The organism is Bartonella sp. AU55XJBT (assembly GCF_028618525.1).
Genome location: NZ_JAQITC010000011.1, coordinates 1 through 12,317 on the forward strand (window position 1 = coordinate 1; position 12,317 = coordinate 12,317).

Here is a 12,317-nt window from a genome sequence, read left to right on the forward strand (position 1 = left end):
CTTTACGAATTCTTTCTTCAGCTTGTGCTTTATATTCTTTTTCAAGTTCTAAAAATGCTAACCGCATGTTTTCACAATTCTTTGAAGTCCCTGCAAATCCACATTTAGCATCCCACTCTAGGCGTAAGTTTTTATCTTTTTTAAATTCAGCGACGCTATAGGTTTTTTCACAGCCAGCAGCGATGAGTCCTGTGCCAAGTAGCAATGTTGTTATGAGAACTTTATTCATCAATATTTCCCCTTTTTCCTTTCAGTTTTACAAGGTTTGAGCACAATTTTTAAATGATGCTAGGTTATCGGTTTTTATAACCAGTGATGATCAATCTAGGTCAGCGACATAATGTTGCCATAAATGGAGTATAGAATACGTGTAAGTGTTTAGCTTGAGCAGCTAAAGCGCAATAGATGTTGTCCGTTATCTCGGTAAGGAGTTCCATCAACATATTGTCTATCTTAGTAAATACGCCTTTGGTTACTACTGTCATTTAGATGCTCCGCTATTTATCGTGTCTTAATTATTATTCTGTTGCTGTTGAGCACGCTCTTTTGCTCTTCGTTCCTCTGCGGCGCGCTCTTTTGCTTCTCGCTCAGCTCGTAATCTATTAGTATCAGCTTCAATTTTTTCAATCCAGGCTTTTCGTTTAGCTTTAAACTCTTCGTCTATTTTGCGATTATGTTCGTCAATTTTTGCCTGACGTTCTTTCTCAAGTTCAGCGCCTGCTACTCTTAGGTTTTCACAGTTTTTTGAAGTCCCTATCCCTCCACATCTTGTGACCCATTCATCAAATAATTTTTCATCTTTTTTAAATTCTGCGACGCTATAGGTTTTTTCACAGCCAGCAGCGATGAGTCCTGTGCAAAGTAGCAATGTTGTTATGATGATCTTGTTCATGATTAGTGACTTTCTTGTTGTTGTTCTTCTGCTGCGCGTTCTTTCGCTTCTTGTTCGGCTCTTCTTTTTTGAAGTTCCTGTAAATCCACATCTTGCTCCCCATTCTTCCATCAATTTTTGATCTTTTTTAAAAAGCGTCTCGACGTTTGAAGGGGTCGTAGTAAATTTCTGTTACACGGAATTTACCTTCAAGGCGTTTGCATTGGATGATGATGTCTATCATAGAAATTAATAACCCGCGGATATCTTCTCTTGCTAAATTACCGCCACCGTCACTTTCTTTGACTAAAAGGGTCATTTGCTCAAAGGCGGCAAGGGCTGTTGAGGCGTGGACGGTGGTAATAGAGCCTGGGTGACCAGAGTTGACATTCCGGATATAGTAAAAGGCTGTACCATCACGCAGCTCTTGTAGAAGGATTCTATCAGGGCGCATGCGTAAGCCTGATTCAAGGAGTTCTTTTGCGCCTGCTTTTGCTAAGCCTTGGTTATCTTTTGAATAAAAAAGTTGGACTTTGTTGGCGTGCGGAACGACAAGTTCTGGGGTGTCTTCAATGGTGAGAATTCGTTCATAGTCAGGGATTTTGGCAATTAAAGCTTTGGAGAGGGTGGTCTTTCCCGATCCGGTTTTGCCCGATATTAAGATATTTTGTTGTGTAATAACGGCGCGTTCTAAAAAGTTGCAAAAATCTTTAGCGATAAAGAGATCTGTTAGCTCTTTTTCTGTATCAGAGAGTTCGGATAGCCGTTCAGTCATTTGTTGCGTGGGTGTGAAACTGGTGTTTTGGGCGACAGAAAACAGATTGTTTTCATGTAAACTTTCAAGAGAAAAAGTGCGCGATGAAGGTTTACGAATTGTCATGCTGATGGTGTTGGCTGCAACAGCTGGAGGCATAACAATTTGTATGCGTTCGTTATTGGGGAGTGTTGCGGAGAGAACAGGGTTTTCTACACTGATTTTTTGTGTTGTGTAGGCAGCAACGACTTTTGCAATGCCTTCTAGCTCGCTGTAGGTTAGTTCTGGTAGAATGTGGGTTTGCCAACCATTGGGACCTTCGACGATTACTTCGCCGGGGCGATTGACGACAATTTCAAATAAATTCTCATTATTGAGGAAGTCATCTAAGATTTTTAATTTTGTTAAAACGATAGAGGCTCGTTCTGCATTTTTTGCTGATGGCATAATGTGACTTTATTGGCTTAATGAAAAAAGGAATAGCTAGGAGTAGAGCGGTTTCTTTTGCTTTTTACGACGAGTTTATAGACAGATGAAAAATCGAGATCTCTTGCTACAAAGATGTTGACGAGTTCGCCTTGAAATTTTTCTAGAGTAGGAGGGATGTTGATTTGATTTTCAAGGGCAATGGTGGCAGTATCTTTTCCAATGTTGTTTGCGCCTTCAAAACCACCACCCGCAGAGTTGTTTGCACCTGCTTTATTGGATTTTTTTTGCATTCTATTGGTGAGGTTTGTTGTGACACCATCAATAACGGTGAGTAAAAGGGAAGAGCCAAAGCGTTCCCACCAATGGGTGTTGATGTTGCCATCAAAACCAGCTCTGCCTAAAGTGTCGGTTGCTGGTGAGGCAAGGGGAATGATGACACCGGTTGGGGTTTTGGCTCTTGTCCAGAGCACAAAGAGGCGAGATTGACCTTGTTTTATCCCACCGCGGTATTCTCCAATGACTTGGGTTCCTTTATCAAGCAAAACAACGCGCCCATTGTCAGAGAGGATATCACGGTTGATTATGCAGCTTGCAAAGCCTGGTTGGTCGCTGTTTAATGCCGTTTCTAAGATACAGGGGATAGAGGTTCCCATGGCGATGATAAAGTTTCTATTGCCGATGAGTTTTGCTTTTGTTTCTTCTGTTGTGGTGGGTTTTAAAAGGGTTGCAAAATTTTGTGTGTTTTGAAGGGCAGGAGAATTTTGCGCATTCGCGAGATTTTCAAGGGCATGGAATTTGTCAAGGGGGTTTAGAGCAGTGTTGACGATGTCTTTTAATTCAGATTTAGAGCCTTTGGCAAAAGCGAGAACAGGGGCACGTCTTGCGGCATCAAGTAGTGGGTCATCTTTTTTGGGTTCTGGTGCGAGTGGTTGTGGGGGTGGTAAGGTTATTGGCGCTATGTTGGCACGCGGGTCAGAGGGGACGAGCTCTAAAGGCGCGAGGGTGTTGTGAAAGCTTTGTTCTTGTTTTTTATGAGCTTTTGCGGTGTTTTTTTGTTCTGTGGGGGTGGATAAGATGTTCCAGAGCACATAGCCGCAGATTCCTATACAGGCAATTGCGACAACTATTTTTTTGCCAAGGCTTTGTGAGATATTGTTGCGTTTATCCCCTATTGATCCTCGATCTTCTATGGTGGTTTTATCACTCATAAGTTGTCCCCTTCAATTCCCGCTTATTTAAAATTTAAAGATGTTTAAAGATCTGATGCAACTTTACGTTCAACAGATGGTGAGGTTGTTCCGGTATTTGGATTTGTGCCTTTTGGTTGATAGGCTTCGTTAAAGACGCAGAGGACGTTTTTTCCCTTTCTTAAGGTGAAGTGCGCGCTAATGGCATGGACAATAACCATGTTGCCTCTTGTGGTTTTGGGAACCAGCGATTCTGTACCGTCATTGTTGACGATGTAAATGGCAGGGATTTCTTGGTTGTCTGGAAATGTAAATGTTGTGGTTTTGCCATTGTCGTAAACGGAGGAGGGTTCGAGCGTAATAGAGCCTTGAGCGGTGTAAGCCCAATTGCGTGGTCCGTAGGTTTCATATGCGTTGAAGACATTATCAATACGCTGGGCTTGTTGTTTTTCTTGTCGCATAAGGGCGGCGAGTCTTCTTTGTTCTGCTTCTTCTTGTGGGTAGCGAAATTTCACAAGGAAATATGTTTCTTGTCCAGAGGAAATTTCCCCATCTTTGACCATGAGTTCAAATTGATAGGAGCGCTTTGAGCCATCAAGCTTTGTGGTGACGACTTGGAGATTGGTAATGGGTTGGACTTCTCGCGCTTTGAGGAAAAGAATATTGCCAGCGGGGGCGACTTCCCATGCAACGCTGTTGCCAATGGCGACATGGGCAATTTCTTCATTGGCAGAAAATTCTATTTGTACCGATGAGCGTATGGAGCCAATAATTTTTGTGACATTATAGGCATCATAGTTGATAAAGCGAATGCGGCTATCACTTGGCGCACGGGTGGGAAAAATACTGGCGTTGCTCCAAGGTGTAGGAGAAAGGGCGAGGAGGCTGAGAATAAGAAAAAGAATTTTTTTTGTCATGATCAGTTGACCACTTCCGGATCAGTTCTATATTCACTAACAATAAACCCTAGAGGATTTATCAGACGATTTTGGACAGAGATAGGGGCGTTGATGTATTCAAAGGTGAGAGTTGCAACCCAGTGGGTGATGAATTCTTTGTTGTTTTCATTGTCATGGATTGTTCTGTAGTAACGCACTTGGGCAACATCGTCATTGATAAAGGAGATTGATTTTATCGTGACGGTGACACTGGCGTGTTTATAAAGAATTTGAGGACTTTGGGGATTTCTTGCTCCATACCAGCTGGCAAATCTTTCCTGTTCTTCAGAAGAGGAGAGGAGAGAGACGGTTTCGAAGTTGTGTTGTGTTTCTTCTGTGGTGAAGCCTTCACGGGAGCGGACATATTTTGCAGCAAAATAGCGTGTGATTGCTTCGTCGACATTGGTGGGACCTTCTTTTAAGGCTTCCACAACTTCAGTGATGCCGGTTGAATTGTCCACACGGATGACAAAAGGTTCCACGGTTTTAAGGGGCGTGAGGGTGATGACCGCGAGAGAAGACATTATTGCAACCGCAACGGCTATGCCGGCAATGGCAAGCGAGACGCGGGCGGTGCGGCGTGAGGCGAGCATGCGATCTTGATCGAACGAGCGTGCTTCAGCAATGTATTGTTCTATGTCTTTTTCTTTCATGCTTTTTGCCCGCAATTTTTGTAAGATTTGATTTCTTCATCCGTTAATTTTTGTGCCAGAAGCATTTCCAGCTTACCTTCTTTTAGGGTTGAAGGGGTGTTGTTACTGATGATAATGGGCGTGGGCGTGGGTTTTTTCCCTTCCCAATTCCACATTGATCTGTTGAGTGGACGTTTAGAATATCCATCACACTTTGGGAGTGACTTCAGTGTGTTTGGTGAAGACATACAGCCACTGAGAAAAAGAAATGGCAAGATGACCCCAATTTTTTTAAATTTCCGCATTTTAAATTTAGAACCCCCGCAATAATGTTAATAATTTTTTTATAGCTTTTTTTATCGCTTTAGCTGTAGCTTTAACTCCTTGTTCAGCAATTTCTCCAGCGCGTTGTGTTCCCGTTATTGCACTTGTGAGAGAAGCGCCCCCAGAGGCTAAAGTTGATGCTATATCAGGTAATTGAGTGAAAAGATACATACCACAAAAGCCAACACCCATGAAGTTAAGTAAAGAAAACATAATATCTTCAGTGCTTCCTGAAAAGATCTTCGTTGCAAGATTGACATACAGACTACCAAGCAATACTGTCAACACCTGCAAAATGATGAAGTTTATTGTTTGATTTAACCATGATTCTGTAAATCGTCTTGTTGCTGAAAACATGTAGAGGCTTATAAAAACTGGTCCTATTGATAGGACAAGAAATAAGCCAAGTTTAGCAAATACTGAGACGATAAAACCTATTATAGAAACTAAACAGGCAATAAGTAAGCAGATAAAGCCAGCAATCCATGCGGCAAGAAACTTACCCGTGTCAGTCCATGCTGTGTACTTATCTGATTGGTCAAAAACGTGTGCACCCGCTTGTCTTAACATATTATCCCATACATTTTGATCCGAGTGTGCTGCACCTTGTGTGACATTTGCAATGGCATTTGGCAGATCGTTGAAAAATATATCTTTGACCCACTCGTTATAATGAGCAGCATGTGTTGTGAGTGCAACAATGATGCCGAGTTTGAAGGTTGTCGCTATAAACTCCCATAAGGGGATAGAATAACGCCCATAGATAATATTGTACCCCATAAATGCAATATAGATTGTACAAGACGCCTTTACCGGAGTAACTAAAGACGCTGCGAGATTGGAAATGATATCCTCCATTATTTCTGTAATGGAGTTAACTAAATGTGTATCTATAGTGGTAAAAATATGTAAATTTTCAAATGCCATTGCATGTCCGTTCTATCTAACTTTTCTAAGTATGAACGCTTGTGATTCAATCACTACCCTGTTTCTGTTCAGCTTTTTCTTTCGCTTCTTTTTCAGCTTTAGCTCGTTGTTTTGCTTCAAATTCAGCTCTCCATTTTACCCGCTCAGCGTGTTCTTTATCCCTAAGTTCCTTTAAACTTTTATCCAAGTCTTCTGCGGCTTTACGCTGTCTCTCTTCAGCTTTTGCTTCATATTCCTTTTGAAGTTCAAGCTGCGCTAATCTTAAGTTTTCACAATTTTTGGCAGTTCCTGCGAATCCACATTTAGCATTCCACTCTTCCATCAATTTTTTATCTTTTTTAAATTCTGCGACGCTATAGGTTTTTTCACAGCCAGCAGCGATAATTCCAGTGCAAAGTAGCAATGTTGTTATGAGAACTTTATTCATCAGTATTTCCCCTTTTTCCTTTCAGTTTTACAAGGTTTGAGCACAATTTGTAAATTATGCTATGTTCTGGTTTTTATAACCAGTGATGATAAATCTAGGGCACAGACATAATGTTGCCATAAATCTATTGTATAGCCTGTAAGGTTCTTTAAGTTGAGCAGCTAAAGCGCAATAGTTATGTGTAATGGCGTCATTCATTGCCTTTGTAATGGGATCCATTAACATATTGTCTATTTCAGTAAATATGCCGTTGCTTTCTACTGCCATTTAGATGCTCCAGTGTTCATTGTGTATTTTTATAATTTAATCATTATTTTGTTTTTGTTTAGCGCGCTCTTCTGCTTCTCTTTCGGCTTGTTCTTTTGCTTTTTCTTCAGCCTTTCTTTTTTCTATTTCAGCTTTTAGTTTTTTTATTTCAGCTTGCCTTGCTTGATGTTGAGCTTCCATTGCGGCTTCATATCTTTCCATCGCTTTACGATCTTCTTCTTTGCGTTCACGCGCTCTTTCTTCAGCTTTTGCTTCATATTCCTTTTCAAGTTCAAGTTGTGCTAATCTTAGGTTTTCACAATTTTTTGAAGTTCCTGCGAATCCACATTTAGCATTCCACTCTCCCATCAAATTTTTATCTTTTTTAAATTCAGCGACGCTATAGGTTTTTTCACAACCAGCAGCGATAATTCCAGTGCCAAGTAGCAATGTTGTTATGAGAACTTTATTCATAAATATTTCCCCTTTTTCCTTTCAGTTTTACAAGGTTTGAGCACAATTTTTAAATTATGCTTGTGTTCTGGTTTTTATAACCAGTGATGATAAATCTAGGGCTGTGACATAATGTTGCCATAAATGAAGTATAGAGTGTGTACAGCTCTTTAAGTTGAGCAGCTAAAGCGCAATAGATGTTATCCGTTGCCTCTGTACGGGTCTTTATTAGCATATCATCTCTATCAGTGAATATGCCTTTTGTTTCTACAGCCATTGAGATGCTCCGCTCTTTATTGTGTCTTAATTATTATCTTGTTTCCGCTCCGCTTCTCTTTTAGCGCGCTCTTCTGCTTCTCGTTCGGCTTTAGCTCGCTCTCTCGCTTCTCGTTCGGCTCTTCTTTTTTGAAGGTCAGCTTCCATTTCGGCTTTAAATTCTTCCGCCGCTTTGCGCATATTTTCGTTATGTCTTTTAATTCTCTCTTCAGCTTTTGCTTCATATTCTTTCTGAAGTTCTAAAGCTGCTAATCTTAGGTTTTCACAATTTTTTGAAGTTCCTAACCCTCCACATCTCACGACCCATTCATCAAATAATTTTTTATCTTTTTTAAATTCTGCGACGCTATAGGTTTTTTCACAGCCAGCGGTGATGAGCCCTGTGCAAAGGAGCAATGTTGTTATGAAAACTTTATTCATGATTAGTGATTGTCCTGTTGTTGTTCTGCTTTTTCTTTCGCTTTTTGTTCTTCCTCAGCATGCTCTTTTATCCCAAATGTAGCATTCCATATTTCTTTAGCTTTTGCCTGACGTTCCTTCTCAAGTTCTAAGAATGCTAACCGCATGTTTTCACAATTTTTTGAAGTCCCTGCAAATCCACATTTAGCATCCCACTCTAGGCGTAATTTTTCATCTTTTTTAAATTCAGCGACGCTATAGGTTTTTTCACATCCAGCAGCTATGAGCCCAGTGCAAAGTAGCAATGTTGTTATGGTGATCTTGTTCATGATTAGTGATTGTCCCCTTGTTTTTCAGATTTTTGCTGCTCATCATTTGTAGAGCCAAAACCTCCCCATTTTTTACGGGTTTCAAATTCAGCTTGCTCTGCGTTTTTACAATTTTTCGATTTAAGATCCCCTGATGTTAAACATTTCACGAGTACTTCTTCCATCAGTTTTTTGTCTTTTTTTAATTCTGCGACGCTATAGGTTTTTTCACAGCCAGCGGTGATGAGCCCTGTGCAAAGTAGCAATGTTGTGATGATGATCTTGTTCATGTTTTAGCCCCTCTCTTTTTTACCTTTTATTGACCACGGAGTTTTTTTGCAAAATCTTTATATCGTGCTTTAAACTCTTCATTTTCACGGGCTTTTGCAGCGTTTTCTTCTGCTTGTTGGATCATCGCGGCGGCTTGCATTTGAAGAACTTGTGTTTGCAGTTTTGCTTGTATTGCCGATAATTTGGCTTGAATGCCTTGAATTTTTCCAGCCTCATCAGTGTTTCCAAGTTCATCAAGAAGCTTGTTAACTTCTTTTTGTGTTTCACTGGCTTCTTCGTAGACGTCTTGGCCTTTTGCGGCTTGTCCTACTATGTGCTGTTCGGCTTTTTTGACTTCCTCTGCGTAAAAAGCATCCACCGCTTCTTTTGATCCTGCACCCCCTGAGGGCTCTTTATATTTAAGCTCTTCTTGCCATTTTTGTGCGTTTTTGCTGCTGCTTCCGCCGCCGCCGCCGCCGCCGCTGCCCATCGATTGTTGAAAGTGGTTAAAGTCAGAAGGTAGAGCGCCATTGCTCCCTTGCTTGTTAAACATTTCCTTCAATCCCGAAATGTCAGGCTTGGCATTTAAAGAGCTATAGAGTTGTTTCATTTGATCGAGTTGGCTCTTTAATTGGTCAAGCTGTTGTGTGCCGTTCCGAATTTGTTCTTGCAATTTGTTAATTTGTTGTGTGCCTTGCCGAATTTGTTCCGCCATGTTCGTCGCGGCTGTGGGATCAAATACCACGATGGCGAAGGCATTCGTTTTTAAGCCTAAAGAAATTGCACAGAAGGCTGTTGCCCATAAAAGTTTTTTCATTGTTTTGACCTTTCTTGGAAAATGGGAAGCCATTTTTCTGGAGAGGCACCCACTTCTTCCATAATCGTTTCGAGAAGTTCAATGTTTTTCGTGGTGCCGCTTAAAATGGCTATTTCATCATCAAAACCGCGTAAATTCAGTTCTGCTACAACAGAACTTTGCCCCTGCTTGATGAGAAAACGCCGTGACTCCCGGCTTAATTCTGCTTGTATTAGGTTAAACTCCCTGTCGGATAATTTAAAACCCTCTACATAATCCGCGTGGTTGCCCTTTTGATTGGGAAAATAAATCTGAGTGGGACATTGCTCTATAATGGTGTGAGCTATCGTCGAATTAATCGCATCTTTGGGTGATTGCGTGGCAAATAACATCAAACCATTTTGCTTCCGAATGGTCTTTAACCTGTCTTGCGCAAAGGCTTTAAAGGAATCATCCTCTAGCGCTTTCCAAAACTCATCAATGACAATGATAATACGACGCCCGTCAATCAGAGACAGAATCCTATGAAATAAATACATCATTAATGGTGGACGAATTTCGTCATTGTCTAAAAAATCCGTCATATCATAACCAATAAATTTTGCATCAATCCCTATGTCATCATCCGGATTGTCAAAAACCCATCCCAAGGCATTGCCTTTACACCATCGCTCTAAACGCCCCGATATCCCCTCCCTGTGCGTGGTGTCAAAAAACATTTGTAAGGCCGATATGGTCCGTTGTTCCTTAGGTAATAGAGCAAGTTGGTCAACCGCAGAAGCAATATCTTGCCTTTCCGATTCACTGATTTTTTGACCCTCAGCAGAAACAAGCTTGGTAATCCATTGGCGTAAAAAAACCCTGTCTGCTGGATTGCTATAATCTAAACCTTTTAAGGGTGCTATCCCCGTCGGCTTGCCATTTTTCAAAGGCATATATGTGCCGCCACCCGCTCTGACAAAAAGCTCTGCTCCACGATCCTTATCAAAAAAGACCATATTCGGATCATGCTTTTGAAGTTGCGCTAGTAAAAAATTAACAATAACCGTTTTACCAGAACCTGACGGACCACAGACAAAGGTATTGCCTAAATCACCAAAGTGAAAGTTAAAATAAAACGGTGAACCAGCAGATGTCTTCATCAAGGCTACCGCTGGTCCCCACACGTTGCCATCTATTTTGCCAACCGGAAAAGAATGAAAAGGTGAAAGCGCTGCATAATTGCGGCTGGTTATCGCGCCAGAGCGGGTGCGATAGGCATAATTGCCAGGCAATTGTGCCCACCAAGCCGCCGCTAACCCTAAATCCTCCCGCGCAATAACAGCACCACCATCGGTGAGACGAGAACGCGCTTTGGCAAGATTATCCGCTAACTCTTGGGGCTCATCAGCAAAAACCGCTAACGATAAATGATGCTCCCCTAAAACAAAACGATTCGATTCAAGATCATCAAGCGCATCATCTAGCTCCATGATTTGTGAGCCCGCACGATCTCCGGCATTGACCATCTGGTTTTGTTTGCGACCCATAATCTGCTTGGCAGCATTTTTGCTCTTGAAAATAAAAGATTGCGTAAAAATAAACTCAAAGGGAAGCGTTAAAAGACCATCCGCCATGCCTACTCTGGTTTTGGCTGGATACTCTTTCCAACCAAACATGCCAGCAAAACGCTGGCCCGCCTCGGTGCGTATTTCTATGACTTCTTTCCCAAAAATCAGACGGTCTGAATAAACAGTCGACGCTATCGTCCCCCATGTCAGCGGTATGCGTTCACGACGACCACCTACCAGTTGGTGAATAAACTCACTTTGCTGCGAATAAATAATGCCTTCATGTTCATAAAGACTTAATCTTCTTGCGCCATAACGCTCTAAATTTTGAATGACATCTGTCGTAATATCTTCAAGCTTGCGAATCGATTCTTCATCAACTTCCGTTTTTTCTTGCTTGGCTTTGCCTAACCGTTTGAAAAATTCTACTAATTTATCCGTCTTATCAACGTGTGGATTCCACAAAATTGAAAGATAAAGCTCATTGCGATAAAGATCCTGTGAAACCATCCGTTCACGGTATTTATCATCTAATTGCTTGGCAAATGCCGATCGAAAAGTGCCATCCGGATAAACCGTTTCTCGCTTTCTGATGATATGGCTATAAAGCGCAATCCGTTCATCAGCGATATTCTTAAACAGATTATTGAGCTGTTCGTGAAGCACGTTCAGATCAATAATATCTGCTGTCTCAAAGTTAATGCCCTCAAGTTTAACAACCATCATGAGCGCGCGTGAATCCAGTGCAATGACATGCTTGTTTACATGACGTACATAAGGAATAATCGCCTCTGGCTGCTTTTCACGCTTGCGCTCTGCTGTTTTCATTTCAATTCCTCATAATTACGAATTAATCGTAATGGAGAAATACTTCCTCCACCCCATAGACTAGAATTTCTGGCAAAAATAGTTGTCTTTTGCCATGTCAGAAGAATACGAAATTTGTTATGGTCATGCTTTAGGATTTCCTTGAATATGAAATGGATGGCAACACCAATGGTTAAAAGAAAAATATTGCCTGCCATAATAAACAATATCATCGATCCTATCCCATTTAATCCCATAGCTTCCACCGTCACGCCTGCAATCATTGCAGGGCGCGTGCAAGCAAGAAATAACGTATCCTCCGTTAGCTTCTCGTGCTCTTTCATGATTTTTGAAAGGCTAAAGATTAATGGGAAAGCATGGATACGATTTGCGATGCACCCATAACAATGCCAATGCCAACACAAACAAAAAATGCTTTACGCATTTCAACATAACCAGCAATCCATGCAAGTCCAACACCAGCAACCGCAATCGTCGCTATCGATGTGGCAATTTTTCCTGTTAAAACTTCAATTATTTTATCAAGAGCAGTTTCAATTTTTCCGAAGCCTTCTGCAAATGCTGGCTCACTGAGTGCAAGAAAAGCAATAAAAAGCATCAAGGCTGTGGTTAGCCATTTCTTTTGTGTGTTGGATAAAATTGATTTTTGTAAGGTGTGTTCACGATTGAACGAATTATTCATGTTTTTCATGAAAATTTCCC

19 protein-coding genes are annotated in these 12,317 nt (G+C 41.2%); all 19 read right to left on the reverse strand.

Features of this window, described 5'->3' with window-relative positions; translation table 11 throughout:
• A partial coding sequence (locus PVV70_RS06595) for an EexN family lipoprotein (RefSeq protein ID WP_273758482.1) occupies positions 1-229 on the reverse strand: 229 nt, incomplete at its 3' end.
• Between the two features lie 282 nt (positions 230-511).
• Positions 512-892: an EexN family lipoprotein gene (locus tag PVV70_RS06600; RefSeq protein WP_273758579.1), complete on the reverse strand. Its 381-nt coding sequence runs from the start codon at positions 890-892 to the stop codon at positions 512-514.
• Positions 893-1,019: 127 nt separating this feature from the next.
• Positions 1,020-2,072: a P-type DNA transfer ATPase VirB11 gene (gene virB11, locus PVV70_RS06605; RefSeq protein ID WP_273758483.1), complete on the reverse strand. Its 1,053-nt coding sequence runs from the start codon at positions 2,070-2,072 to the stop codon at positions 1,020-1,022.
• Positions 2,073-2,089: 17 nt separating this feature from the next.
• The gene (virB10, locus tag PVV70_RS06610; protein ID WP_273758484.1) at positions 2,090-3,262 is read right to left on the reverse strand and encodes a type IV secretion system protein VirB10; all 1,173 of its coding nucleotides are present in this window, start codon (positions 3,260-3,262) and stop codon (positions 2,090-2,092) included.
• A 44-nt stretch (positions 3,263-3,306) separates the two neighbouring features.
• A complete protein-coding gene (virB9, locus tag PVV70_RS06615) occupies positions 3,307-4,158 on the reverse strand; it encodes a P-type conjugative transfer protein VirB9 (RefSeq protein WP_273717681.1) in 852 nt (283 codons plus the stop codon).
• 2 nt (positions 4,159-4,160) lie between these two features.
• Positions 4,161-4,832: a virB8 family protein gene (locus PVV70_RS06620; RefSeq protein ID WP_273758485.1), complete on the reverse strand. Its 672-nt coding sequence runs from the start codon at positions 4,830-4,832 to the stop codon at positions 4,161-4,163.
• Positions 4,829-5,116 carry a type IV secretion protein VblB7 gene (locus PVV70_RS06625; protein ID WP_273758486.1) on the reverse strand — a complete coding sequence of 96 codons (288 nt, stop codon included), beginning with the start codon at positions 5,114-5,116 and terminating at the stop codon, positions 4,829-4,831. The genes PVV70_RS06620 and PVV70_RS06625 overlap by 4 nt, the downstream gene beginning before the upstream one ends.
• 7 nt (positions 5,117-5,123) lie before the next feature.
• Positions 5,124-6,062: a type IV secretion system protein gene (locus tag PVV70_RS06630; protein WP_273758487.1), complete on the reverse strand. Its 939-nt coding sequence runs from the start codon at positions 6,060-6,062 to the stop codon at positions 5,124-5,126.
• A gap of 46 nt (positions 6,063-6,108) precedes the next feature.
• Entirely contained in the window at positions 6,109-6,489 is a 381-nt protein-coding gene (locus PVV70_RS06635; RefSeq protein WP_273758488.1) for an EexN family lipoprotein, read from the reverse strand.
• A gap of 54 nt (positions 6,490-6,543) precedes the next feature.
• Positions 6,544-6,756, reverse strand: a complete 213-nt coding sequence (locus PVV70_RS06640) for a hypothetical protein (protein WP_273758489.1) — start codon at positions 6,754-6,756, stop codon at positions 6,544-6,546.
• Positions 6,757-6,792: 36 nt separating this feature from the next.
• Complete coding sequence (locus PVV70_RS06645) at positions 6,793-7,209, reverse strand: EexN family lipoprotein (RefSeq protein ID WP_273758490.1); 417 nt, start codon at positions 7,207-7,209, stop codon at positions 6,793-6,795.
• A gap of 49 nt (positions 7,210-7,258) precedes the next feature.
• Complete coding sequence (locus PVV70_RS06650; RefSeq protein ID WP_273758491.1) at positions 7,259-7,465, reverse strand: hypothetical protein; 207 nt, start codon at positions 7,463-7,465, stop codon at positions 7,259-7,261.
• A gap of 26 nt (positions 7,466-7,491) precedes the next feature.
• Positions 7,492-7,884 carry an EexN family lipoprotein gene (locus tag PVV70_RS06655; protein WP_273758492.1) on the reverse strand — a complete coding sequence of 131 codons (393 nt, stop codon included), beginning with the start codon at positions 7,882-7,884 and terminating at the stop codon, positions 7,492-7,494.
• Between the two features lie 2 nt (positions 7,885-7,886).
• Positions 7,887-8,192, reverse strand: coding sequence for an EexN family lipoprotein (locus PVV70_RS06660; RefSeq protein WP_273758493.1), 306 nt, complete (start codon positions 8,190-8,192; stop codon positions 7,887-7,889).
• Between the two features lie 2 nt (positions 8,193-8,194).
• Positions 8,195-8,461 (reverse strand): EexN family lipoprotein, encoded by a 267-nt coding sequence (locus PVV70_RS06665; RefSeq protein ID WP_273758494.1) that lies wholly within the window; start codon positions 8,459-8,461, stop codon positions 8,195-8,197.
• Positions 8,462-8,487: 26 nt separating this feature from the next.
• On the reverse strand, positions 8,488-9,258 hold the full coding sequence (locus PVV70_RS06670) for a type IV secretion system protein (protein ID WP_273758495.1): 771 nt from the start codon (positions 9,256-9,258) through the stop codon (positions 8,488-8,490).
• Positions 9,255-11,615 carry a VirB4 family type IV secretion/conjugal transfer ATPase gene (locus tag PVV70_RS06675; RefSeq protein ID WP_273758496.1) on the reverse strand — a complete coding sequence of 787 codons (2,361 nt, stop codon included), beginning with the start codon at positions 11,613-11,615 and terminating at the stop codon, positions 9,255-9,257. Before PVV70_RS06675 ends, PVV70_RS06670 begins: the two co-directional genes overlap by 4 nt.
• On the reverse strand, positions 11,612-11,938 hold the full coding sequence (locus tag PVV70_RS06680; protein WP_254492441.1) for a type IV secretion system protein VirB3: 327 nt from the start codon (positions 11,936-11,938) through the stop codon (positions 11,612-11,614). Before PVV70_RS06680 ends, PVV70_RS06675 begins: the two co-directional genes overlap by 4 nt.
• Before the next feature lie 20 nt (positions 11,939-11,958).
• Complete coding sequence (locus PVV70_RS06685; RefSeq protein ID WP_273758497.1) at positions 11,959-12,306, reverse strand: TrbC/VirB2 family protein; 348 nt, start codon at positions 12,304-12,306, stop codon at positions 11,959-11,961.
• Positions 12,307-12,317 lie beyond the last annotated feature (11 nt).